The sequence below is a fragment of the Hyphomonas polymorpha PS728 genome (assembly GCF_000685315.1).
Classification (GTDB): domain Bacteria; phylum Pseudomonadota; class Alphaproteobacteria; order Caulobacterales; family Hyphomonadaceae; genus Hyphomonas; species Hyphomonas polymorpha.
This window is the reverse complement of sequence record NZ_ARYM01000024.1, coordinates 22802-46225: the sequence shown is the minus strand read 5'-3', so window position 1 is coordinate 46225 and position 23424 is coordinate 22802. Positions and strand designations below refer to the sequence as shown.

The following is a 23424-nucleotide window of genomic DNA, read 5'->3' as shown; positions in this document are numbered from 1 at the left end:
CCTCTGAAGGAGCAGCCCTTATGTCTGGCGCCCCCGTCACCCTCCGCCGCGCGCTCATCTCCGTTTCCGACAAGACCGGCCTGATCGAGCAGGCAAAGCGTCTCGCCGCGCTCGGTGTCGAACTGGTCTCTACTGGGGGCACCTCCAAGGCGCTGAAAGAAGCCGGCCTGGCCGTCAAAGACGTCTCCGACCTCACCGGCTTTCCCGAAATGATGGACGGCCGCGTCAAGACGCTGCATCCGGCCGTGCATGGCGGCCTGCTCTACCTGCGCGACAACCCCTCCCATGTGAAGGACGCGGCAGACCACGGCATCGGCGCCATCGACCTCATCTATGTGAACCTCTACCCCTTCGAGGCGACCGTCGCCTCGGGCGCAGACTTTGAAACCTGCATCGAGAATATCGACATTGGCGGACCCGCCATGCTGCGCGCCGCCGCCAAGAACGGCGCCTTCGTGGCCGTCTGCACCGATGGCGGCGATGTGGATGCCGTGCTGGCCCAGGCCGAGGCAACCGGCGCCGTCCAGCCCGCCCTCCTCCGCAAGCTCGCCGCGAAAACCTATGCCCGCACCGCCACCTATGACGCGGCCATCTCCGGCTGGTATGCCAAACAGATCGGCGAGGACGCGCCGGACTGGGCCGCCATTGGTGGAAAGCTGCAGCAATCCCTGCGCTATGGCGAAAACCCCCACCAGAAAGCCGCCTTCTACGTCACCGGCGAAAAGCGCCCCGGCGTTGCCACCGCGCGCCAGCTTCAGGGCAAGGAGCTTTCCTACAACAACATCAACGACACCGACGCGGCCTATGAGCTGATCGGGGAACTCGGCGCGGAAAAACCCGCCGTCGCCATCATCAAGCATGCCAATCCCTGCGGCGTGGCGCTGGGCGCGAACATCATCGAAGCCTACAAGGCGGCGCTGGCCTGCGACCCGACCTCAGCCTTCGGCGGCATCGTGGCGCTCAACCGCCCGCTGGACGAGGAAACCGCGAAAGTCATCACCGAGATCTTCACCGAAGTCGTCATCGCGCCGGGCGCGGACGCGGCGGCCGAAGCAATCTTCGCCAGGAAGAAAAACCTCCGCCTCCTGATCACCGATGGCCTGCCGGACCCCTCTGCGCAGGGCACCTTCGTCAAGACGGTCGCCGGCGGATTCCTGTTGCAGGACCGGGACGCAGGCCGTATCCATAAAGAGGACCTGCAGGTCGTCACCAAACGCGCGCCGACCGCGCAGGAACTGGAAGACATGATCTTCGCCTGGCGCGTTGCCAAGCATGTCAAATCCAACACCATCGTCTATGCCAAAGACGGCGTCACCGCCGGCATCGGCGCTGGCCAGATGAGCCGCATCGACTCAGCCCGCATCGCCGCCCGCAAAGCCGTCGACGCCCAGGAAACCGCCGGCTGGACAGAGCCGCGCACCAAGGGCTGCGTTGCCGCCTCGGACGCATTCTTTCCGTTTGCGGACGGTCTCCTCCAGGCCGCCAGCGCCGGCGCTACCGCCGTCATCCAACCCGGCGGCTCAATCCGCGACGACGAAGTGATCGCGGCAGCGGATGAGGCCGGGCTCGCGATGGTGTTTACCGGGATGCGGCACTTTAGGCATTAGGACCTGATCAAGGCCCTAATCGCCCTGCAACCTTGAGTCCCCGGAACATCGGCTTAACCAAATACTTGGAGCTAGAGCTGATGCCCCACGAGCAAATCGAAGGCGGTGAGCGGGATCAGAAATCGCGCTGCGATTCAACGTGAACGGGCTGAGCCCGGACGGCTCAGCAACACCGCCGAGCAAAAATCAATCAAGTGCCCCAATGTATGGGAGCCCGCGATAGCGCCCCTTGTCGTCCATGCCATAGCCGACAAGGAAGCGGCCCGGCGCGTCGAAGGCACAATAGTCCACGCCCATCTCACCGCGCGGGGCCCAGGGCTTCTGCGTCAGCGCCACGGTGATCACCTCGCGGGCGCCCTTGGCGATCAGATGCTGCTTGGCGAAATCCAGTGTACGGCCGGTATCGAACACATCGTCGATCAGCAGGATGCCGCGCCCCTCCACATTGCGGGCAATATCGGCGCGCACCACCACGCGGCCCGAGCTTTCGCGGGCATCGCGGTAGCTCTCCAGCCACATCACATCCAGCACGGGGTGAATGTCGCGGCGGGCCAGCGCCTTCATCAGATCGCTGGTGAAGGGCGTTGCCCCGATGAGGATGGACACGGCGGTCCACTCCCCGCTCGCAAGGCGCGGGGCCAGGCGCTCGGCCAGTTCATCCACCCGGGCCATCAGCTCGGCCTCGGGAAGGACAACATCAATCCTGGGCAACTCGGTCATCAGCCCGGCGCTCCTTCCTCGATCAGTTCATCCGTGGGCGGCAGAGGGGGCGCCGCCTCATCGATCCTCTCTTCGGGCGGGGTCTCCGCCGGTGGCTCAGTGGGCACGGCAGAGCGATCCACAAAGCTCAGCTCGATCTCATAACTCTCGATGGGGGTGGGCTCGACCACCACGCCGAACTGGCCGGTCGCGCCCGGCTCCAGCTCCACCGGGGTGACATAGCTGTAGCGCGTGGCGACGATCGCTCCGCCCTCGTCCTTCAGGTCCACCCGCACGCCGGGCGTCTCGATCACCGTCTTGGCCACGTTCACCGCCCGGCCGGTCACGGTGACGATGGGGATGGTGTCGTTGAAGGTGCGGGTGTGGACGATGCCGTCAAACTCAAGGCCAAAGCGGTTCACTTCCAGGCCGAACAGGCGGTAGGCGGCGGCCGATTGGGGCCAGGCTTTGACCACCTCATTGCGGAAGAAGGAAGAAGGCAGCCGTCAGCGCAATGAAGATCATCCCGATGATCAGCCAGGACATCAGCGCGGCCAAGCGGCTCTTCTCGCGGCGCGATTCGCGCATCTTCTCGCGGTAAAGCTCATGCGGGGCGGGGGTTGCCGGGCGGTCTTCAGCCAGGTGGGCGGGCTGCACAAACCAGGAATGACCGCAGCTGGCGCACTTAACAGTGCGCCCACTTTCACCGATTGTTGAGTCATCGGCGAAATAATGGGTTCCGCAGGAAGGACAGGTAAGGATCATGGCCCGAAGTCTTCCCCGCAATTCGCCCCGTTCGTTGAACCCGCAAACACCGGACGCGCCCCAGATATGACCCAGCTACGCCCGGACATTTTCGACGAAGCGGCCGTCCGCCTCGACGCGGTGACGCTTCGCTATGATGCGTCAGGTGAAATCCTTAGCGGGATTGATCTCGCACTGAAACCCGGCTCGTTCAGCTTCCTCACAGGTGCTTCGGGGGCGGGCAAGTCCAGCCTGCTGAAGCTGCTTTATCTGGCACGGCCCCCCAGCACGGGCGAAGTCTCGCTGTTCGGGCGGCCGACCAGCCGGCTGACACGGGACCAGCTCTCGGCCATGCGCCGCCGGATTGGCGTGGTGTTCCAGGAATTCCGCCTCCTTGGCCACCTCACCGCCTATGAAAACGCCGCCCTGCCCCTGCGCGTGATGGGCCGGAAAGAGGCGCAATACCGCACCGATGTGGAGGAATTGCTCGCCTGGGTGGGCCTGGGCGAGCGGATGCACAAACGGCCCGAAACCCTCTCGGGCGGGGAGCAGCAGCGCGTCGCCATCGCCCGCGCCGTGGTTACCCAGCCCGACCTGCTGATCGCCGACGAGCCGACGGGAAACGTTGATCCCGAAATGGGCGCCCGCCTGATGCGCCTCTTCATCGAGCTCAACAAGCGCCTGGGCACCACGGTGATCATCGCCAGCCATGATCTGGGGCTGATCCGGCAGGTGGAGGCGCCGGTCTATCATCTGGCCAATGGCCTCTTGGCCCGAACCACGCCCGAGCCCGGCAAGACTGCCCGGCGCCGGGGGGACGGCATCGAAATCAAGGCGGAAGAAGAATGAAGCGCGGCGAAACCTCTCTCCTGCCGCTGGAAGACGCCCGCGAAGCGGCGCTGTTCTTCGTCGTCGGCGCGCTGTGCTTCCTCGCCGCGCTGGCGGCGCTGACGGCGAAATCCACCTATGGCGCAGCCCGCGCCTGGACCGCCGAAGTGGAGGGCGAATACACGGTCTCCCTGTCGGACGCCGCCCCGCAGGACGCGCAGGCCGCCACCTTGCTGGTGCAGTCGATTGAGGGCGTGAGTGGCGCGCGCCTTCTCTCCGAAGCGGAGATCTCCGCCCTGCTGGAGCCGACCTTCGGCAGCCGAGGCCTGCCGGCAGACCTGCCGGTGCCCCGCCTGATCGCCGTCACCGCTGCGCCGGAGGCAGGCGATATCGGCCGCGCCCTGACCGCCGCGCTGGAGACTGCGGGCTATACGGCCGCCGTCGATTCCCATTCGGCCTGGGCGGGCGATGTGCGCCGGATGCTGGGCACGGCCCGGATGGTGGCCTTCGCGATCGTCGCGCTGCTGGCCTCCACTGCCATTGCCGTCATCGCCTTTGCCACGCATGCCGCCCTGCTCGCCCGGCGCGATATTGTCGATGTGCTGCATATTGCCGGAGCGCGGGACCGGTTCATTGCGCGCCTGTTCGAGCGGCGCTTCTGGCTGCTGGGCCTGCGGGCGGGCACGGTGGGCGCGCTTGTGGCGTTGGCCTCTGTGGCCCTGCTGATCGCGATTGCCCGGTCGAGCGGAAACCGGTCTGGCCTGTTGCCCGAACTGACGCTCGACTTTCCCGATCTCGCCATTCTGGTGATCACGCCGATCCTTGCAGGGCTCGCTTCCCGCATCGCGGCGGGGGTTACGGTGATGCGCGCCCTGAAATCGGTGATGTAGCGCCTGGCTAGTGACGGGCAGGCGGAACGCCGCTACAGCGCGGATATGATGGCACTTCGATCCTACCTGTTCGTGGCCTGGCTCTATGGCTGGATGGCCATCTGCGGCATCCTCTATCTGCCGGCCATTCTGCTGCCGCGGATCGTGACGCAGCGCGCCATCCGCCTCTACGCCCAGATCATCCGGGTGGGCCTCAAGCTGATCTGCAATATCGACACCGAGATCCGCGGCCGTGAGCACATCCCGCAAGGGCCCTTCATCTATGCCGGCAAGCATCACTGCATGCTGGACATCTTCATCCCGTTCATCGTCACCTCAGACCCGGCCATCGTGCTGAAGCGGGAGCTGCTGTTCTACCCCTTCCTCGGCTGGTACGCCCTGAAAACAAAGATGATCCCGATCGACCGGGCTGGCACCTCCAAGACGCTGAAGGCCATTGTCGCCGCGGCCAGAGAGCGCGTCGAAAAGAGGCGCGCCGTGGTGATCTTCCCGGAAGGCACCCGCACCGCCCCCTATTCCGAACCTGCCTATCAGCCAGCAGGCATTTCCGCCCTCAACAAGGCGCTGGACCTGCCCATCGTGCCGGTGGCGACCAATGCGGGCCTCTGCTGGCCGGCGCGCGGCACACGGCGCAAACCGGGAAAGATCATCTACGAAATCCTGCCCCCCATCGCGGCGGGTCTTGACCGCAAGGCCCTGATGCCGCGTCTTGAGGGCGATCTGGAGACAGCCTCCAATCGTCTGCTTGAGGAAGGCGCGGCTGTGCAGAAGGAAAAGCTGGGATGACCGCGCCGAGCCGCCGCCGGCTGAAAACAGCCTGCGAGCGCCTCGCCGGGGCAGATCCCGCCCTTGCCCGCGCCTATGAGAGCCTGGGCGTTCCCGCCTGGCGCACCAGCGAGCCCGGATACGGCATGCTGGGCCGGATGATCGCCCACCAGCAGCTATCCACCAAGGCCGCCGCCACCATCTGGGGCCGGGTCGAGGCCTTCCTCGGCGAGGTGACACCCGAAGCCCTGCTCGCCGCAGACCCGGACGCGCTGCGCGCCTGCGGCCTCTCGCGCCCGAAAGTCGCCCACCTCACCTCAATTGCGCAGGCGATGGTGACCGGAGAGCTGAACCTCGCCCGTGTCTGCGCCGCTGACCTTGATTCGGCCCGCGCCGAGCTGGTTTCGGTGCGCGGCATCGGCCCGTGGACGGCAGAATTGTTCCTGCTCTACGCCGTCGGCGCAATGGACGCTTTCCCGATTGCGGATGTTGGCCTGATGGAAGCGCACAAACAGCTGGGCGGATATGAAACCCGCATGGAATCAAAGATTTTCACCCAACATGCGGAAATCTGGCGGCCCCATCGCGGGGTGGCCGCGCACCTGCTTTGGGGGTGGCTGAATGCCGAGCGGGCGCGCGACGCGGCTCCTTCCGCCTGAACCGGCGCAGTTCACAAGGCCTTGCGTTCGGCCTCTGCTGTCATAATCTTATTATGGGAATCGCCTAAACGGATGGCGAACAAAGCCGCAAGGAGCACGCGTCTTCAGTAGGATCAGACAGGATCATGCCCATCAGGGCCACACCGGAGGGAACCATGGCTGAAATCATCACCACCCCGCCGACTGGCCGTCCCGCTCTCGTCCTGAACGCTGATTTCAGGCCGCTTTCCTATTATCCGCTGTCGCTCTGGCCGTGGCAGGAAGTGATCAAGGCGGTGTTCCTCGACCGCGTCGATATCATTGCCGAGTATGACTATGTGGTGCGCAGCCCCAGCCGGGAAATGCGCCTGCCCTCGGTCATCGCCCTGCGCGATTTTGTACGCCAGGACCGCGCGCCCGCCTTCACGCGGTTCAACGTGTTCCTGCGCGATGGCTTCAAATGCGCCTATTGCGGCGCGCATGACAATCTGACCTTCGATCACGTCATCCCCCGATCCAGAGGCGGACGCACGACCTGGGACAATATCGTCACCGCCTGCAGCCCCTGCAATCTTGCCAAGGGCGGCAAGCTGCTGCGCGATAGCGGGCTGGACCTTCAGCACCGCCCGTTCCGGCCGAACAACTTCCAGCTTCAGGACATCGGCCGGAAATTCCCGCCGAACTATCTGCACGACACCTGGATGGACTATCTCTACTGGGACGTGGAACTGGAAGGCTGATCGGCCACCGGACACCCACCCCAGTCAAACCGCCAGGCGCGGAAATGCACCGGATCGCCATTTGAATAGTTGAGCGCGTAGCGGGGTGGCCCTTCGGTGAGGCAGAGGCCCAGCGTTTCGGCCTGCGCGCGCAGATGGGCGGCTTCTTCCAGGATCGGAGGCTCTGCCTTCCGGTCCTCGAAATTCAGAAGATAGACCACCGGATAGGCCGCCTCGTCCGTTGGCAGATCAAGCGGCGTCTGCGGCGGGTGGAGGTTCTGCGTGCCCAGCGAGAGCACATAGGAAGGCTCGGCATAGCCAAGCGCCAGAATGCGCGCCGGCGTCTTCACGGCGCAGCCAGCATCCTCGCCCGGAACCCCGCACACATCCTCCAGCGCCAGCCGGGCCGTCTCGCTCGGCTGCACCCAGATCTGGCTCGGCAGCATGAAGATGCGCACATGCCAGCCGATGGCGACGCTTGAGAGGACGGCCATGGTGATCGCCGCGCCCATGCGCAGACGCGCCGATTCCACCAGGGCCAGCCCCGCCAGCGCAAAGCCAGCAGCCCAGAGCCAGAGCGGGAAGTCGCGATAATCCGTCCAGGAAGCGAGCACCTCTTCTTTCGAGACAGTGGTGAAGTCCCCTGCCGTCTCAGCCATGAAATAGCTCGTCGCGCCGGGATAGGAGACCGCCAGCAGGAGGATCGCCCCCAGCGCAAAGGTTACCATGCCCAGCCCGCGCGCCAGTGGCATCTTCATCCCGTCCATCATCTGCACGGCGGCGTAACCACACAGCAGACCAAAGGCCGGATAGGCGGGCAGAATGTAGTGGCTGAGCTTGGTTGGCAGCAGCTCGAAGAAGATCCAGGTCGGCACGCCCCAGGCGAGCAGGAATTTGAGGCCCGCCGTGCCATGGCCGAGCGCCGTCAGAGTTTCGCCTCGCAATGCGCGCCGGGTGGCGACAATCGCCGGGATCAGCAACAGGCTTGCCGGATAGAACCAGGCCGGGATGTGCGCCAGGTGATAGCCGGGCAGGCCGCCATGGCCTTCAGAGGCGCCGACGAACTTGTCTTTCAGATCCTTGCCGACTGCGCCCTGCACATAGAGACCGTCGGTGGCCATCTGTATCCAGATCAGCCAGGGCAGAACCAGCGCGACGAAGACCACCGGCCCCGGCCACCAGAGCAGCACGCGCCACCAGTCCCCGCCCCGCCCGGTCTTCAGCCGGTCCCACAGCCAGACGCCAACACCGGCATAGGCCGCCACCATCGGCGTGACCGGCCCCTTGATCAGGAAGCCGGCCCCCATCGTGACCCAGAAGAGGAGCGCCATGGCCTTCGATTGGGACTTCTCGACATAGAGGCGCACCAGCGCGCCGATGCCCAGCGTGGTGAGGAAGACGAGCATGCCGTCCGTCTTCGAAATATGCGCTTCAGACGTCAGCAGCAGGGTGGCCCCGAAAAGGGCCGAGCCGAGAAAGCTTGCCCGCCGCCCGATGAGGGGGATACCCGCCCAGAAACAGGCGATGGTGCCAAAGGCTGCGCCCAGCCAGCTCGGCACCCGGTAGGTCCAGATCTCGTTGGCTTCCGGCCCGGTGAAGATCGCGGTGGAGGCCGCCTGCAGCCAGTGGATGCCGGCCGGCTTCTTGTTGCGCAGCTCGTCCTGATACTGGATGAGGATGTAATTGTCCTCCTCCAGCATCTCCTTGGAGGCCTGCGCAAAGCGGCTTTCGTCCCGGTCGAGCGCGGGCAGCAGGAAAACGCCCGGCGCAGCGGCGCCAAAGGTGATCACGAAGAGAAGAACCCAGGCTTTCCAGCCTGTCGAGAGACGGTCAAGCAGTGTCATGGGCAGGGTAATAGCGCTGGATTTCCCGTTCGTCTTGCAGAATTGGCGGCAGGCATTTTGGACACACCCGCCCGGAAATGCGGGCCAGCGGCGGCCCCCATGCCATCCAGGTCTCGATTTTGGCCCCTGCCGGGGTTATGTGCGCAAATTAGCTGAATTGAATGAATGGACTGACCGTGGCCGACTCGCTTGAATTTTCCGTTGTCGTGCCCGTCCACAATGAAGCCGGCAATGTCGAGCAGCTTGCCACCGAAATCGCCCGGGCGCTGGATGGCCGCGCCTTCGAGATGATCTTCGTGGATGACGCCTCCACCGACGAAACCCGCGCGGAGCTCGCCGCGCTCAAGAGCCGTTTCCCCATGCTGCGCGTGCTCGGACACCGGAAGAATGCCGGGCAGAGCCGGGCGATCCGCTCCGGGATTCTGGCTGCGCGCGGACCCGTGGTCGGCACGCTGGACGGCGACGGCCAGAACGACCCGGCCGACCTGCCTGACCTCTACCGCCAGCTGACCCGCGCCGACGCTCCCCATGGCCTGAAAATGGTGATGGGCCGCCGGGGCAGCCGGAAAGACACCGCCTGGAAACGCTTCGGCAGCCGGTTTGCCAACAATATCCGCAAGCGGATGCTGAAGGATGACTGCGACGACAGCGGCTGCGGCATCAAGGTGATGGAGCGGGCGACGTTCCTGCAGCTCCCCTATTTCGATCACATGCACCGCTACATGCCCGCGCTGATGCGTTCAGATGGCCATCTGGTGGAATTCCGGGAAGTGAACCACCGCCCGCGCGGCACGGGCCGGTCGAACTACACCAATTTCGGCCGCCTGAAGGATGCCCTGTCAGACCTGCGCGGCGTGATGTGGCTGATCCGCCGCCGCCGCAATCCCGGCGGCGCGGACGAAATCTGATCCGGCCCTAGAAAAGCTCCGCCAGGCAGGCCGAGATCGTCTCGGGCGTGTCCTCATGCGTGAAGAAAGTCTTCAGCTTCCAGTCCTCATCCATCACATAGATGAGGTTGGTGTGGTCCATCGTGTATTCGGCGAGGCTCTCGGGCTGCTCGATCCGGGCATAGTCCGCCTTGAAATGATCGGCCGCTCCGCGGATTTCCTCAGCAGAGCCTGTCAGCCCCACAAGCCCCGGCGGAAAGGCCGGCGTGGTCACATAGGTGGCGAGGGCCTCCGGCGTATCGCGGTCCGGATCGACCGTGATCAGCAGGGTCTGCGGCACGGTTTCCCCTTCCGGCAGCCGGCGATAGGCCGCGCCCAGCGTGGAAAGCGCGGCCGGGCAGACATCCGGGCAATAGGTGAAGCCGAAATACACAACGGTCGGCTTGCCCTTGTAATTATCCTCTGTCACGCGCGCGCCGGTCTGGTCGATCAGCGAGATCGGCCCGCCGATTTCGCTATAGGCGCGGCTGGCGCAGCCCGATTTCATACCGCCGGAGCTGGCAATACCGCCCCCGGACGCAGGCGCATCCGAAGCGCCGCAGGCGGCAAGCAGAAACAGGGCCGGAAGGGCAAAGGCAAATGAGTTTCGCATTCGGCGATAGGCCCCCATTCCGGCGCTTGGCGCAAGAGACAGGCTGCCGCATAAGATCGGCATGGATGATTTCTCCCGAGATTCGAGACTGGGCTTTGAAGACGCGATCTTCACGCTAGCACCTGAAGGGCTCGGCTCGGCGCAGTCAGCCCTCGGACGGACGCGGCTGCGCACCTTCATCACGCTGCGCTGGCTGGCGGTGGCGGGGCAGACCGCTGCTGTTCTGTTCGTGGCCTTCATCCTCGGCTTCGATGTTCCGCTGGCGCTGTGCCTGGCCATCATTGCGGCGTCTGCCTGGCTCAACGTGTTCCTCTCCTTCGCCTTCCAGTCCCAGCGCCTGACTCATAGCTGGGAAGCGGTGCTGCAGCTGGGCTTCGACACGGTGCAGCTGGCGGCGCTGATCGCGGCGACCGGCGGGCTCTCCAACCCCTTCCTGCTGCTGATGCTGGCACCGGTTACTGTTGCCGCGCTCAGCCTCGGGCGCTTCCGGGCAAGTGCCATTGCCGTCCTGGCGCTGGGTCTCGCGGCGCTGATGCCCTTCCTCAGTCTGCCCCTTCCTTGGGAAGTCAGCGGCGGCACGCATCTGCCGATCCTCTTCCAGTGGGGTCAGTTCACGGCGCTTGCCGTGGGCGTGGTATTCTTCACCCTGTCGGCCGCGCGCGTCAGTCAGGATGAGGCCCGCCTTGTACGCGCGCTTGACGCGGCCAGCGTTGTGATGGCGCGGGAGCAGAAACTCTCGGCGCTGGGCGCAATGTCGGCGATGACGGCGCATGAACTGGGCACGCCGCTCGCCACCATCCACCTGGTCGCCAAGGAACTGGTGCAGCAGGCGAGCCCGGATGATCCGCACGCCGAAGATTTCCGCCTGATCGCCGAACAGGCCGACCGCTGCCGCTCGATCCTCTCGGCCATCCGCGAGGCACGCGACGCGACCGACATTGTTCACGCCCGGATGCCGCTGGACGCGCTGGTGGAAGAAGCCGCCGCGCCGATGAAGGGCCTCGGCGTGGCGCTTGTGGTGCGCGCGGTGCCGGGCGAAGGCGGCGCGGAAAAACCGCCAATCCTCGCCCGCAGCCCGGAAATTCTCCATGCGCTGGGCGCCTTCATCGAGAACGCGGTGAGCTTTGCTGCCACCCGCGTGGACGCCACGGCGAGCTGGACGGCAGATCAGGTGGTGATCACCATCACCGATGACGGCCCCGGATTCTCGCCCGAAGTGCTGCCGAAACTGGGGGAGCCGTATATTTCCGAACGGTCCGAAGCCCGCCTCGGCGGCGGGGACATGGGCCTTGGCTTTTTCATCGCAAAAACGCTGATCGAGCGCACGGGCGGGCGAATTGCGTCCCGAAACAGGACACCGCCGGCCACAGGCGCCATCGTTCAGGCCGTCTGGCCGCTCAGTGCGCTGCTGCCGCGTGGATTGGAATAGTTGACTTTTCCGCCATATATTCGCTTACCCGCGGCAAGACCGCCTGAAGGAGAGAGCGCATGGAACGCCCCGCTGTCGTGAACCTGCATCCGAGCCTGGAAGGCGTGGAGGATAAATCCTGCCTTGTGATGGACGATGACGGCCCGTTTGTGCAGCGCCTTGCCCGCGCGCTGGCCCAGCGCGGCTTTGTCGTTTCCGCCGTCACCAACGTGTCGGAAGGCAAGGACATTGCCCGCCTGAACCCGCCTGCCTTCGCGGTTCTGGACCTGCGCCTGGAAGATGGCAGCGGCCTGGAAGTGGTGGAAGTGCTGCAGAAACACCGCCCGGAAGCGCGCGCCGTGATCCTCACCGGCTATGGCGCCATCGCTACCGCCGTGGCCGCCGTGAAGGCCGGCGCGGTCGATTACCTCTCCAAACCTGCCGATGTGGAAGACATTATCCGCTCGCTGACCGCCACGCAGGACGAGCGCCCGGCGCCGCCCGAGAACCCGATGTCGGCTGACCGGGTGCGCTGGGAGCATATCCAGCGCGTCTATGAGCTGTGTAACCACAACGTTTCGGAAACCGCGCGCCGCCTCAACATGCACCGCCGCACGCTGCAGCGCATCCTGGCCAAGCGCGCGCCGAAATAGGCGCCTAAGCCTGTTCTTCGGGCTCCGGCGTATTCCGCCCGAAGTTCACCGCGCTGGAATCCTGGCCTGCATCGATGATCGCCTTGCGGATGGAGCGCGCGCGCGTGAATTCGCGGATCAGCGTATCCCCATCGTCCCAGCGGATCGCCCGCTGCAGAGCGGCGAGATCCTCGGAAAAGCGCCCGAGGCATTCGAGCACGGCTTCCTTGTTGTTGAGGAATACGTCCCGCCACATCACCGGATCTGACGCGGCGATCCGGGTAAAGTCCCGGAAGCCGCCGGCCGAATATTTCACCACCTCGCCCTGCTCGACCGATTCAAGGTCAAAGGCGGTGGTGACGATGTTGAAGGCGATCAGGTGAGGCAGGTGGGAGGTGATTGCCAGAACGCGGTCATGCCGGCCGGCGTCCATCGCCTCCACCTTTGCGCCGAGCCGTGTCCAGAAGGCGGCCAGCTGATCGGTGGCGGTCTGGTAGGCTTCATCCTGCCCGGAAAGCGGCGTCAGGATATGCCAGGCCCCGCGAAACAGTGTCGGGAAGCCGGCTTCCGGTCCCGACTGCTCGGTGCCGGCAATCGGGTGTCCGGGAATGACATGGATGCGGCCATCGCCAGCCCCGTGCAGCGCGCGGGCCGCCTCACTCTTGACCGAGCCGACATCGGTAAGAATGGCGCCATACTTCATGCAGGGCACGGCCCCGGCGGCCACAGCGCCAATTGCGCCCACCGGAACGCAGACGATGACGCAGTCCGCGTCCGAGACGGCCGCCTCCAGCGTCGGCGCTACGGTGCCGAGGCCGAGCGCGCCGGCACGGGCGCGGACATCGGGGCTTGCATCATAGAGGACCACCTCCCCTGCCGCGCGATATTCAGCCGCGGCCCGCGCAATCGAGGAGCCGATGAGGCCCACACCGATGATGGCGATGCGGCTGAAGACAGGGTCGGACATGAAGGAAGCTCCCGGAGGGCGTTGAAACCGGCGCACTCGTGGGCAATGCGCCTGCCCGCGTCAAGAGGAGGCGCGGGCGTTTGTCACGGGGCTTTCGCAAGATCGCATGCCTAAATACCGGGCATGGAACACAAACAGACACCCATCCTCTCCGGAATTCGCCAACGCTGCGGCGCCTGCGGCGAGGGCAAGCTGTTCAAGGGGTATCTTAAGCTCAATGACGCCTGCCCGCATTGCGGAAGGGACATGACGGCTGCCGACACGGCGGACGGGCCGGCCTTCTTCGTCGGCTTCGGGGTGCTGATCCTGATGGCCCCGTTCCTGTTCCTGGTGCCGATGAGCCCGCTGCCGGTGGGCCTCAAGATCCTGGCGATGATCGGTGTGGGCGTTGCGGTGACCCTGCTCTGCCTCTGGCTGCTTCCGGTAGCAAAAGGCGTGCTGCTCAATCTGCAGCTGCACCACAAGGCCCAGGAAGCGAGCTTCGACAAGCCACCCAGAAATCCCTGAAGCTGCCGCTTTAAGAGCGGCCTCTCAAAGCCCCTCGCCACCCCCGCTGCGATACGGTAGACAGGGTTGGTAAACGCAATCGTCATTGCGAGGGTGGACGTGGCAGGCAAGGCCTCTAAGGACACGAGAATCGCATTAGCGGGGGCGGCCGTTGCCAAGATGGAGCGCGACCAGAAACGTCGCGCAGGCAATGGCGAAACTCAAAAACAGGGGTCATTCATGCGACTAATCTTCGGCATCTTTCCGCTGCTGGTCATTCCCGTCGTGCTCTACAATCTCATGGCGATGGCTTTCGGGGGCCCGGTTCAGGCGATCGATGCCAGCGGCCAGCTGCTTCAGGCGCAGGCCGCGCCGATGGCCAACCTGCTGAACGAGCGCTTCCTGGGCCTGCCGATGATTTCCGGCGTGGAATGGGTGCTGACCAAGGGGGACGCGATTGTCCTCCTCGCCGTGATCTTCCTGTTCCTGGAAATCCTGAAATCCACCAGCACCGGCACTGCCACGATCGTCAATCATGGCATCTCGCTGCTGATCTTCATCCTCTGCCTGGTGCAGTTCCTGCTGATGCCGAACTTCGCCACCTCAACCTTCTTCATCCTGACGGCGATGACGTTGCTGGATGTTCTGGCAGGCGTGATCGTCACCATCGTCTCGGCACGCCGGGACTTCGGCGTGGCAGGCGACGTCTGAGGCGAGCTTTGGCAGGCCGGCCTTATTCCTTGCGGGACAGGTCGGCCAGCTGCTTCTGGATGGCTTCCATCTGCTCCTGCATCGCAGCAAGGGCTTCGGCCTGATATTCCATGAACGGGTTGGCGGGCGGCTGCGCGGCAGACGGGCGCGGATCTGCGGCGCCGGTTGCTGCGCTGCCGGGCGCAACGCCGGGCATGAACATTTTCATCGCCTGCTCAAACATCGCCATGTTGCGGCGCGTCTGAGCCTCGAAAAGGCTCATCGGGTTGGCCGCCTTGCGCCATTCTTTCTGGGCCTGGGCAAAGCTGTTCATCGACATTTCCAGGAAAGACGGCAGATAGGCCTGCGCGCCGCCGCCGTAAAAGCCGATCAGCTGGCGCAGGAAATTCAGCGGCAGGGCACCCTGCCCCTTGGTTTCATGCTCGAAAATGATCTGCGTCAGCACCTGGCGGGTCAGGTCTTCGCCGGTCTTGGCATCGCGTACTTCGAATTCCTGACCTTCCCGGACAAGATCAGACAGGTGTTCCAAAGTGACATAGGAAGACGTCGACGTGTCATAGAGACGCCGGTTGGCATACTTCTTTATGATGATCGGCCCGCCTGAGCCTGATTGTCTGGCCATGTCCTCACCTCGCGCGATGCCCTGCAATGGAGCAAGCAATTATTGTGCTAGTGCAAAATATTTGCACAGAACCCTCGCAAGACCAATGCGCTATTGATGTGAGACCCGCTTCTAGGCGAGTGTAATCTGAACGAGACAATCGGGAGGAGACAAGACCATGGCGAAAACGGCTCTGGTGACCGGCGGGACGCGCGGCATCGGCAAGGCAATCAGCGAAATGCTGAAGGCCAAGGGATATACGGTGGCCGCAAATTATGGCGGCAATGACGCGGCGGCGGCCGAATTTTCCCGCGAAGCGGGCATCAAGGTCTACAAGTTCGACGTGGCCGACTATGAGGCCGTAGGCGCCGGGCTGAAGGCGATTGAAGCCGATCTCGGGCCGGTTGACGTGCTGGTCAACAATGCCGGGATCACGCGGGACGCGCCGTTCCACAAGATGACGCTGGCCCAGTGGCAGGAAGTGATCAATGTAGACCTGACCTCCGCCTTCAACGTAACCCGGCAGGTGTGGGACGGGATGCGCGACCGCAATTGGGGCCGGGTGATCAACATCTCCTCGATCAACGGCCAGAAAGGGCAGTTCACGCAGGCCAACTATTCTGCCGCCAAGGCCGGCCTGATCGGCTTTACCAAGGCGCTGGCCTATGAAGGCGCCAAAAAAGGCATTACGGCCAACGTAGTAGCGCCCGGCTATATCGATACCGAGATGCTGCAGGCAGTGAAGCCCGAAGTGCTGCAGGGGATCATCGCAACCATCCCCGTGGGCCGTCTCGGCAAGGCCGAAGAGATCGCCTCGATGTGCGCCTACCTTGCCTCCGACGAGGCCGCCTTCATCAACGGGGCGACCATGACGGTCAATGGCGCGCAATATATCGCCGGCTGACAGGGCAGGGCTTATCCCGTGGATAAGCCCTCCGAAAACTCCAACCATTCCTCCAACAAGAGGGCAGAAAACTCCAACGCCGTTGGAGTTTTTTGCGTCTGAAGGCCCGCCTTCAGACGTCTGGCCGCCAGCCCGGCGGGGCCATCGTGAAGCCGGAAAATTCAAACCCCGGCGCGACGAGGCAGGACACCAGCGTCCAGGCGCCAAGCGTCTCGGCGGTCTGCCAGTGCCCAGCCGGAACAATGGCCTGAGGGCGCTGACCCGCGCGCAGGTCCGGCCCGAGGGTGACGCTGGCGGCGCCCTTCCCGTCTGGCGGAGAGAGGGTGAGGGCGAGCGGGCCACCGGCATGCCAGAGCCAGGCCTCATCTGCGTCCACCCGGTGCCAGGCCGAAATCTCGTCAGCCTGGAGAAGATAGTAGATGGCTGTCAAATTAGTTCGGGCGCCCGCTTCCGCCACAGCGCGATAGGTTTCGCCGTAATGGCCCCCTTCCGGATGAGGCCGAAGGCCGAGCATCCGGATGATTTCGTTCGGACCAAGATCGCCGGAGATGGCGGGCCGCATCAGAAGCGATCCTTGCGCCCGCGGATCTCACCGAAAGTGGCCGCCGCATTGCCGGCATGGCCCATGGCAAGCTGCATTTCGGGAAGATCGGCCCGCAGGAAGGGATTTGTCTCCAGCTCCCGCTCCAGCAGCGCGGGCACAGTCGGCTTGCCTTCGGCCCGGCGCTTCTCGATCCAGGCGACATATTCTTTCAGCGCCTTGTTTTCCGGCTCGATCGTGACCGCGAATTTCGCGTTCGAAGCCGTGTATTCATGGGCGCAGTAGAGCCGGGTCTTTTTCGGCAGTTTCTTGATGCGCTTCAGGCTTTCCCACATCATCTCCATCGTGCCCTCAAACACCCGGCCGCAGCCGAGGGCGAAGACAGCATCGCCCACGAAGGCCACGTCCTGATCGGGGAAATGGAAGGCGATATGGCCCAGCGTGTGGCCCGGCACATCGATGACGGTAGCCGTTGCAGCCCCCAGTTCCACGCGGTCGCCGCCCTTCAGGCGCTTGTCGATGCCCGGTATCTTGTCAGCTTCGCCCGCCGGACCGATGATGCGGCAGCCGGTGACTTCCTTGATCTTGAGGTTGCCGCCGGCATGATCGGGATGCCAATGGGTGTTCCAGATCTCGCTGATCTGCCAGCCCATCTTTTCGGCTTCGGCGAGGTACACGTCCGCATCGGGTGTATCAATCGCGATGGTGGCGCCTGAGCCGGGTTCGTGCACCAGATAACCGTAATTATCGTTCAGGCAGGGAAACTGGTGTATTTCGATCAGAACACTCATGGGTCTACCTCCGCAAACAGGCCCGCGATTACAGGAACGCGCTGCAAGCCATAACGATGCGACAGGACGCCGTCACCCTTGAACGCTTTTACGCCTCCGACCTGGGCAAGGCGGCCGCGCGCATTCTGACGGGCAAGCTGACCGATCTGTGGGGCGACGCCAAGGGCCTGTCTGTTCTGGGGCTTGGCTATGCGCTGCCGGTGCTGGATGCCTTCACCCACGGGCCGCGCCGGATGATTGCCGCCGTGCCGCTGGAACATGGGCCTGTCAGCTGGGACTGTTCGGGCCGGGGGAACGCCACCGTGGCGGTGGGCGATCCGCGCCTGCCCTTCCCCGACGGGCTGTTTGACCGCGTGATCATCCTGCATGGCCTGGAAGAAACCGGCGATCCGCGCGCCTATCTGCGCGAGATATGGCGCGTGACGGCGCCGGAAGGCCGCATCGTGCTGACGGCGGCCAACCGCTCCGGCCTCTGGTCGCGCGCCACGCGCACGCCCTTTGGCCATGGCCGCCCCTGGACACGCAGCCAGCTGTCCAATCTGCTGTCCACCGGCCTGTTTCAGGTGACGGCCTCTTCCGGGGCGCTCTACATGCCGCCGACCGATCTTGGCCTTGTGACCTCCGCCGCTGAGGGTTGGGAAGCGATGGGCCGGCTGATCGCGCCGGGCATGGGCGGGGTGGTTCTGATCGAAGCGGTCAAGCGCCTCTATGCCCCGCCGCGCAGCGGTACCGCCGCGCCGGTGACCGATCAGGTGAGAATTGCGCGCCCTGCCCGTGCGGCAAGGCGTGAAGAACATTGACGAGACCGTCATGTTGATTACCTTCGCATGTGCAGCATCCGCCCGTCAGACAGGAATACCGCCATGAAACAGATCACTGCAGTCTTCAAACCGAGCCGTCTGGACGCGGTTATCGAGGCGATTTCCGAAGCCGGCGCCACCGGCCTGACCGTGACCGAAGTGCGCGGCTATGGCCGCCAGCAGGGCAAGACGGAAGTTTATCGCGGCGCCGAATATGAAGTGCGCCTGCTGCCCAAGGTGAAAGTGGAACTGGCCTGCGCCGACGCCGATGTGGAGCGCTTCATCGAAGCGATCACGCAGGCGGCCAATACCGGCACGATCGGCGACGGAAAAATCTTCGTCCATGACCTGGAAGCGATCCTGCGCATCCGCACCGGCGAACGCGACGAGCAGGCGATTTCGGGCTGAGGCCCACCTCCAACAGATGGCAGATTTGAAAAGGGCGGCCTCATCAGCCGCCCTTCTTCGTTCTATTCGATGATTTCGTAGCCCTCGGGGATGATCCAGTCGGGGGCAGAGGCAACGCCGATTTCTGGCTCAAGCTGCTCACCGGGGCCACTCTCGCGGCGTTCATACGCCTTCACCAGCGAGAGATAGGGCGGTACATGCACCCAGCCATTGCCGGCGGTGTTCTGGGTGATCTCGAAATGCAGGTGGATGGTGGTGGGCGTGCCGCCGAAATCATTCGAGACATAACCGATCAGATCGCCCGCCTTGACGAACTGCCCGGCCGTGACGGAGAGGCGGCTCATATTGAGGTGCATGTAGTTGTAGATGCTGCCCTCGCTGCGGAGTTTGACCGTGTACGTACCGATGGAGGAAATGACGCCATCCTCGACAGCGACCACTTCGTGAATGCCGCGCGCCGCTGCGCTCTGGCGGCGCAGGGTGTTGCAATCTGCCGCCGTGCCGACGCGAATGTCCTGTCCCTGATGGATCTTGTTCACCGGGCAGAAGGGCGAGCCGCGATTGGCCGAGCGGGTTTCGCAGAAATTGTCCCGCCAGGGATAGGCGTAGTTGCGCGCGTCGCACTGGTCTCCGCCCGCAACGCCGCCGCCATACATGAAGACCTGTGACTGGAGATAGGCCGGGGCCGACTTGATCGGGAAGACCATGTTCGGCGCATGCACGATCTGTTCAGGGAAGCCGCCACCCGTGCCCGCCAGCAGCGCGCCGGGGGGATGGAAGCTGAACACCGGCTGGACCACGGGTTGAGGCTCAGGTTCGGGCTCTGGCTCCGGCTGGGGCTGGGGCTGGGGCTGGGGCTGAGGTTCAGGTTCCGGATCGGGCGTTGCGGGATCTGCGGGGCCGGGCGTCTGTTGATCATCCGGCGGCGTTTCACCGGAGGGGATTTCCTCGCCAGGTGTTCCGTCTACGGGCATTTCCGGATTGGGCTCTGCCTCCTCCGGCGCCGTGCCATCAACGGGCTCAGGCTCCGGTGTGGTGTCTTCCTCCAGCGGGGGAAGCGCCCAGGGGTCTTCGCCAGGCTCGGGCGGCGGGGGGCCCGGCGCGCCCGGCGGAATGGCCGGGCCAGGCTCAGGCGTTTGCGGCGGCGGGCCGCCATCCCCGGGGAAGCGCACAAAATCGCACGCCCCCAGCAGCAACAAGAGCGCCGATAATCCGGCGGCAGATAAACGTGCTTTCAGCATCAGCGGGTCCCCGAAATCACCAGATCCGTTGCAAAGGCCAGCGCCTCATCCTGCGTGATGCAGGTGGGCAGGCCATTCGTCAGCTCCTTGCATTCAAACTCTACCAGATAGTCTGCGCCATACCTCGAGAAGGACACCTGCGCGCCGGTGGTGGTGGGCTGGAAATTCAGCGCGTCCCCGCGCGGGGCAACCTCTTCACCCGGAGCGGCGACCACCTTGTTGGTGCCATTGACGATGGTGTCGTACTTGTCGCCGGGGAAGAAGGCGTAATAGCCATCGCTCATCGGCTGGAAGCGGACATCGGCTTCCCCGCTCTGTACCGAGACCGGCGCCGATGGCAGGAAAACCGGCACGGGCGGGGCAGCCTCCCCGGAAGCAACCTGGAAGGCCCCTTCCCGCGTTTCGATCGGGCGGGCGGCGAGATCCCGGCGGGCCGCTTCCCAGTCAATGGCACTGTCGGCCGCGGTTGATTCCGGGCGGACCGGCAATTCGACCTCGCCGGGCGTCTGGTCTTCTTCCGTTCCCGGAGGAAGAATTTCTTCACCGGCCTTGGGCTCTGCGCCGGTATTGCCGCTGGCGCCCGGAAGACGGATCTGGTCGCAGCCGGCAAGCACAGCGCTGGCAGCCAGCATGAGGGAAACGATCTGGAGACGGATGAGGCTCATGGTTTGTCCTTCTGGCCGGGGTGGGCGACATAATCTGGATCGGCATAGGCCACGCCCTCAATGGCGAGGAGGCGTTCCTGCACCTGCTTGATGGCCTCGGGCGTCGCCTCGGCCAGGCGCCGCGAGAGGCGGAGTTCGCCGGAATAGCTGGCGCCGGAAAGCTCGAACTCCGCCAGCACCGGGATGCGGGTGGTCAGTTCCAGCCAGGCGGCCTGGGCGGCGGCGGGATCCCGCTTGAAATTGCGGGTGATGGTGTCGACCTCCGGCACGCCCTTGAGGCGGACGATGAAGACGACTTCCGCCGTGCCGGCGCGGGCGGGGAGAACGCCGCTGCCACTGCCTTGCTGCTGGATGGTGACCTGCGGAACGAGCGGGACGGCCTCTTCCTCAGGTTCGTCCGGCGGCAGGGGCGCTGGTTCCGGATCTATGATCAGGGCGGGGCGCCCCGGCGGCGGATCCAGAGACGGGGGCAGCGGGCTGGGCGGGTCATCCTCTGACAGGGCCTGCCCGTCAACGGCAGCAGGCCCGGCGGCGACTGCCCCATTGCCGGTTTCCTCTCCCGTGCGCACGCCGACAATGGCAAGGCCGGCAGCACCGGCCAGAAGGCCGATGCCGAGCACGCCGAGCGGACCGCGCACATCCAGAGGAAGTGACCACGCCATCTAGCGGCCACCCCCACCTGTCGCCTTGACCGGTACATTGGCCATGTTCAGCAGCCCCTGCCCGCAGGGGCGCGCGCACATGTCCGGACTGCCTTCAATCGGCGCGGCGCCGGGATACTGGCTGCAGAGGCCCGCACATTGCAGGCTTTCTCGCGGCTCCAGCGCCGCTCTCAGCGTGCTGATGATATCCTCCCGGCTGGCGCCAGGATCCCGCGCCTTGAGAAGCGCCAGAGCGGCCGAGACATGCGGCGCCGCCATGCTGGTGCCCTGCTCATAGGCGTAGAAGCAGTTTTCAACGCCTGCGCCGGTGACCGGATCGTAGCAGTTGGTGGCCGCCTTGGTGGAGAGCACGCCGTCAGGCTTGCCGTCGCCATTATCGTCCCGCGTCAGGTCACCGCCCGGGGCGAGCACCATCACTTCAGGCCCGAAATTCGAATAGGGCGCGATCTGGCCCCGTGCATCGCTGGCTGCAACCGTCACGACATTCCGGCAGCCGGCCGGCGCATAAAGGCTGGTGGCCATCCGCGCATTGCCGGCCGCAGAAACAACGATCACACCGGCCTCGGTGACGGAGTCGATCGCATCCTGCAGCGAGGCCGGGCAGGTGCCCAGAAGGCCGATCGACAGGTTGATGATGTCTGCCGGGTTTTCGTTCCAGACTTCGGTCCAGACATTGTTTTCGTCAGAAACTTCGGCCGGAACCAGGCCAGCGGCCCAGCGGATGGCGTCGTTGATATCCGACAGGCGGCCGCCGCATTTACCCAGCGCGCGCACCGGTACGATGCGCACGTCCCACGCGCCGCCCGCGACGCCGGCTCCGTTATTGGTCGCGGCCGCGCCGATGGTGCCGGCGACGTGCGTGCCATGGAAGCTGTCAGCGGCGCCGGGTTTGGTGGGGTCGCAAAGGTCGCCCGGATCATTGGGGTCTGTGTCGCGTCCATCCCCGTCATTGCCCATGCGCGGATCGGAGACCATGTCATAACCCGGCATGATGTTGGGCGAACCGGCAATGTCGGGATGGTTCATCTGCAGGCCGGTATCCACGACCGCGACAACAATGCCGTCCGAGCCGGTGATGCCCTGACTTTTCCAGAAGCTCTCGAAGCCGGCGCCACCGGCGGTGCGGCCCTCTGCCGTTCCCTTGTCGCGGAAATGCCATTGCAGGGCCCAGAGCGGATCATTCGGATCGGAGACCGCCGGTTTTGCCGGCGTTGCGGTGGAGCCGTTTGAGCCCGTCTTGGTTTCCCCTGGCGTTCCGACCGGCATGTCCTTCGGTTTGCGGGCAAACTGGTTCTGGAAGATGAAGTCAGGCTCGACATATTCGAACTGGCCCGAGGCGCGCAGATCCCGCACCACGCAGGCGGTGGCCACGGCGAGGTCTTCGCGGATAACCGCCGCATCCGGATTGTCCGGACACTCAGCGGCTTCGGCGCGGGCCAGGAAATCGGCGGGGCCATTGCGGCCGCGGAACTGGGTCGGATTGGCGCCATCCGCCCCGATCTGGATGACCATCTGCCCCTGCCGCGACAGCGCCACCTCGCCGCCGACGCCATATCTGGTCATCGTGTCGAGCATGACCGCGTTGGCGTCGAGCTGTTTCTGGACAACTTCACGGGCGACCGGCGCGCGGCGGGCAATCTTGCGCACTTCCACACGCTCCTCCGGCGCCATGGCCTTGAGATCGTCCTGCGACAGGCGGCGCATCTGCAGGCGCTGGGTGTCGTCCTTGAGGGCAAACTGCTCGATGTTGCGGCCCGCTTCGGCGATTTCCTGACGGCTTTCCTGGGCCGCGCGCGGATCCAGCTTGATCCTGGGCATCACCTGGGCAGGTTCGGCGAGAATCTCGCGAGTGACAGGCGCTTCGGCGGCGGGCGGAGCGGGCGCGGCGGCAGGGGGCTCTCCTGCTTCCAGCATCGCCTCCCCTTCCGGGCTGTCGAAATATTCGAGTTCTTCTTCGATCATAGCGGCGTCGTCGGGAATTTCGACGGGCCCGGAAGCCGGAATATCGAGCGGCTTGGCAATGATCGAGCCGATGGCGAACATCGGGCGCTCTTCATCGTCTACGGCAAATTGCGCAATCACGGTGCCTGCAAGGGCCCGGTCTGCCGGGGCTGCGCGCTCAAGATTGCGATAGGTGGGGTCGATGACGGTTTCGCCATTGATCTGGTCCACCGAAGCGTCCGCAATCTCCCGTGCCCGCTCAATGCGGGTATCGATCTGGTCACACGCCGCCAGCAGCGCCGCGCCACCGAGAGCCATCGCGATTGCAGCGCGCGCAGTCCTCGCTGTGTAGTGTTTCAACATACCGGATATCCCCATGCGGTTGCCAATGAA

General features: G+C 64.7%; 27 protein-coding genes. 14 read left to right on the top strand and 13 right to left on the bottom strand.

Annotated elements, in window-relative coordinates:
* Window positions 1-20: 20 nt before the first annotated feature.
* Window positions 21-1607 carry a bifunctional phosphoribosylaminoimidazolecarboxamide formyltransferase/IMP cyclohydrolase gene (gene purH / locus HPO_RS16480; protein WP_035601229.1) on the top strand — a complete coding sequence of 529 codons (1587 nt, stop codon included), beginning with the start codon at window positions 21-23 and terminating at the stop codon, window positions 1605-1607.
* Window positions 1608-1793: 186 nt separating this feature from the next.
* Here purH and HPO_RS16475 read toward each other — a convergent pair whose 3' ends face one another.
* The 3 genes from HPO_RS16475 to HPO_RS16465 are packed head-to-tail and all read right to left on the bottom strand — an operon-like array spanning window position 1794 to window position 3071.
* Window positions 1794-2327 carry a phosphoribosyltransferase gene (locus HPO_RS16475; RefSeq protein ID WP_035601227.1) on the bottom strand — a complete coding sequence of 178 codons (534 nt, stop codon included), beginning with the start codon at window positions 2325-2327 and terminating at the stop codon, window positions 1794-1796.
* Entirely contained in the window at window positions 2327-2782 is a 456-nt protein-coding gene (locus tag HPO_RS16470) for an FxLYD domain-containing protein (protein WP_035601225.1), read from the bottom strand. The genes HPO_RS16475 and HPO_RS16470 overlap by 1 nt, the downstream gene beginning before the upstream one ends.
* 1 nt (window position 2783) lies before the next feature.
* Window positions 2784-3071, bottom strand: a complete 288-nt coding sequence (locus HPO_RS16465) for an MJ0042-type zinc finger domain-containing protein (protein ID WP_035601222.1) — start codon at window positions 3069-3071, stop codon at window positions 2784-2786.
* 66 nt (window positions 3072-3137) lie between these two features.
* Here HPO_RS16465 and ftsE point away from each other — a divergent pair, with 66 nt between their 5' ends.
* The 5 genes from ftsE to HPO_RS16440 all read left to right on the top strand — a co-directional run bounded on the left by ftsE (window position 3138) and on the right by HPO_RS16440 (window position 6911).
* Entirely contained in the window at window positions 3138-3899 is a 762-nt protein-coding gene (gene ftsE / locus HPO_RS16460) for a cell division ATP-binding protein FtsE (RefSeq protein ID WP_051612707.1), read from the top strand.
* Window positions 3896-4768: a cell division protein FtsX gene (locus tag HPO_RS16455; RefSeq protein WP_035601220.1), complete on the top strand. Its 873-nt coding sequence runs from the start codon at window positions 3896-3898 to the stop codon at window positions 4766-4768. The genes ftsE and HPO_RS16455 overlap by 4 nt, the downstream gene beginning before the upstream one ends.
* A 45-nt stretch (window positions 4769-4813) precedes the next feature.
* Window positions 4814-5554: a lysophospholipid acyltransferase family protein gene (locus HPO_RS16450; RefSeq protein ID WP_035601217.1), complete on the top strand. Its 741-nt coding sequence runs from the start codon at window positions 4814-4816 to the stop codon at window positions 5552-5554.
* On the top strand, window positions 5551-6192 hold the full coding sequence (locus tag HPO_RS16445) for a DNA-3-methyladenine glycosylase family protein (RefSeq protein ID WP_035601215.1): 642 nt from the start codon (window positions 5551-5553) through the stop codon (window positions 6190-6192). The genes HPO_RS16450 and HPO_RS16445 overlap by 4 nt, the downstream gene beginning before the upstream one ends.
* Before the next feature lie 155 nt (window positions 6193-6347).
* Entirely contained in the window at window positions 6348-6911 is a 564-nt protein-coding gene (locus HPO_RS16440) for an HNH endonuclease (RefSeq protein WP_035601212.1), read from the top strand.
* Here HPO_RS16440 and HPO_RS16435 read toward each other — a convergent pair.
* Complete coding sequence (locus HPO_RS16435) at window positions 6884-8734, bottom strand: ArnT family glycosyltransferase (protein WP_035601209.1); 1851 nt, start codon at window positions 8732-8734, stop codon at window positions 6884-6886. The two genes, HPO_RS16440 and HPO_RS16435, sit on opposite strands and share 28 nt — an antisense overlap.
* 161 nt (window positions 8735-8895) lie before the next feature.
* On the opposite strand from HPO_RS16435, the gene HPO_RS16430 reads away from it, so the two are divergent.
* A complete protein-coding gene (locus HPO_RS16430) occupies window positions 8896-9642 on the top strand; it encodes a glycosyltransferase family 2 protein (protein ID WP_035601206.1) in 747 nt (248 codons plus the stop codon).
* 7 nt (window positions 9643-9649) lie between these two features.
* Here HPO_RS16430 and HPO_RS16425 read toward each other — a convergent pair whose 3' ends face one another.
* Complete coding sequence (locus tag HPO_RS16425) at window positions 9650-10273, bottom strand: SCO family protein (RefSeq protein ID WP_241767947.1); 624 nt, start codon at window positions 10271-10273, stop codon at window positions 9650-9652.
* A gap of 61 nt (window positions 10274-10334) precedes the next feature.
* On the opposite strand from HPO_RS16425, the gene HPO_RS16420 reads away from it, so the two are divergent.
* Together HPO_RS16420 and HPO_RS16415 are read left to right on the top strand one after the other, a co-directional pair.
* Window positions 10335-11702: an ActS/PrrB/RegB family redox-sensitive histidine kinase gene (locus HPO_RS16420; protein ID WP_035601201.1), complete on the top strand. Its 1368-nt coding sequence runs from the start codon at window positions 10335-10337 to the stop codon at window positions 11700-11702.
* Between the two features lie 59 nt (window positions 11703-11761).
* Window positions 11762-12334 (top strand): ActR/PrrA/RegA family redox response regulator transcription factor, encoded by a 573-nt coding sequence (locus HPO_RS16415; RefSeq protein WP_051612705.1) that lies wholly within the window; start codon window positions 11762-11764, stop codon window positions 12332-12334.
* 4 nt (window positions 12335-12338) lie between these two features.
* On the opposite strand, the gene HPO_RS16410 is transcribed toward HPO_RS16415, so the two are convergent.
* Window positions 12339-13280, bottom strand: a complete 942-nt coding sequence (locus HPO_RS16410) for a prephenate/arogenate dehydrogenase family protein (RefSeq protein WP_035601198.1) — start codon at window positions 13278-13280, stop codon at window positions 12339-12341.
* A 123-nt stretch (window positions 13281-13403) separates the two neighbouring features.
* On the opposite strand from HPO_RS16410, the gene HPO_RS16405 reads away from it, so the two are divergent.
* Window positions 13404-13787: a DUF983 domain-containing protein gene (locus HPO_RS16405; RefSeq protein ID WP_035601195.1), complete on the top strand. Its 384-nt coding sequence runs from the start codon at window positions 13404-13406 to the stop codon at window positions 13785-13787.
* A gap of 219 nt (window positions 13788-14006) precedes the next feature.
* On the top strand, window positions 14007-14477 hold the full coding sequence (locus HPO_RS16400; RefSeq protein WP_035601268.1) for a hypothetical protein: 471 nt from the start codon (window positions 14007-14009) through the stop codon (window positions 14475-14477).
* Between the two features lie 22 nt (window positions 14478-14499).
* Here the strand turns inward: HPO_RS16400 and phaR are convergent, their stop codons facing one another.
* A complete protein-coding gene (gene phaR, locus HPO_RS16395; RefSeq protein ID WP_035601193.1) occupies window positions 14500-15099 on the bottom strand; it encodes a polyhydroxyalkanoate synthesis repressor PhaR in 600 nt (199 codons plus the stop codon).
* Window positions 15100-15256: 157 nt separating this feature from the next.
* Here phaR and phbB point away from each other — a divergent pair, with 157 nt between their 5' ends.
* A complete protein-coding gene (gene phbB, locus HPO_RS16390) occupies window positions 15257-15982 on the top strand; it encodes an acetoacetyl-CoA reductase (RefSeq protein ID WP_035601191.1) in 726 nt (241 codons plus the stop codon).
* A 112-nt stretch (window positions 15983-16094) separates the two neighbouring features.
* Here phbB and HPO_RS16385 read toward each other — a convergent pair whose 3' ends face one another.
* Together HPO_RS16385 and gloB are read right to left on the bottom strand one after the other, a co-directional pair.
* Window positions 16095-16544: a cupin domain-containing protein gene (locus tag HPO_RS16385; RefSeq protein ID WP_035601188.1), complete on the bottom strand. Its 450-nt coding sequence runs from the start codon at window positions 16542-16544 to the stop codon at window positions 16095-16097.
* Window positions 16544-17314 carry a hydroxyacylglutathione hydrolase gene (gene gloB / locus HPO_RS16380; protein ID WP_035601185.1) on the bottom strand — a complete coding sequence of 257 codons (771 nt, stop codon included), beginning with the start codon at window positions 17312-17314 and terminating at the stop codon, window positions 16544-16546. Before gloB ends, HPO_RS16385 begins: the two co-directional genes overlap by 1 nt.
* A 56-nt stretch (window positions 17315-17370) precedes the next feature.
* Between gloB and HPO_RS16375 the strand changes: the two genes are divergently transcribed.
* Both HPO_RS16375 and HPO_RS16370 read left to right on the top strand, forming a co-directional pair.
* Window positions 17371-18114 carry a class I SAM-dependent methyltransferase gene (locus tag HPO_RS16375; protein ID WP_035601183.1) on the top strand — a complete coding sequence of 248 codons (744 nt, stop codon included), beginning with the start codon at window positions 17371-17373 and terminating at the stop codon, window positions 18112-18114.
* A 63-nt stretch (window positions 18115-18177) separates the two neighbouring features.
* Window positions 18178-18522 (top strand): P-II family nitrogen regulator, encoded by a 345-nt coding sequence (locus HPO_RS16370; protein WP_035601180.1) that lies wholly within the window; start codon window positions 18178-18180, stop codon window positions 18520-18522.
* A gap of 62 nt (window positions 18523-18584) precedes the next feature.
* Here HPO_RS16370 and HPO_RS20890 read toward each other — a convergent pair whose 3' ends face one another.
* The 4 genes from HPO_RS20890 to HPO_RS19950 are packed head-to-tail and all read right to left on the bottom strand — an operon-like array spanning window position 18585 to window position 23394.
* Window positions 18585-19763, bottom strand: coding sequence for a M23 family metallopeptidase (locus tag HPO_RS20890; RefSeq protein ID WP_206742177.1), 1179 nt, complete (start codon window positions 19761-19763; stop codon window positions 18585-18587).
* Window positions 19763-20428, bottom strand: a complete 666-nt coding sequence (locus tag HPO_RS19955; protein ID WP_051612703.1) for a hypothetical protein — start codon at window positions 20426-20428, stop codon at window positions 19763-19765. Before HPO_RS19955 ends, HPO_RS20890 begins: the two co-directional genes overlap by 1 nt.
* Window positions 20425-21090: a hypothetical protein gene (locus HPO_RS16355; RefSeq protein WP_035601178.1), complete on the bottom strand. Its 666-nt coding sequence runs from the start codon at window positions 21088-21090 to the stop codon at window positions 20425-20427. The genes HPO_RS19955 and HPO_RS16355 overlap by 4 nt, the downstream gene beginning before the upstream one ends.
* Complete coding sequence (locus tag HPO_RS19950; RefSeq protein WP_162174059.1) at window positions 21091-23394, bottom strand: S8 family serine peptidase; 2304 nt, start codon at window positions 23392-23394, stop codon at window positions 21091-21093.
* Window positions 23395-23424 lie beyond the last annotated feature (30 nt).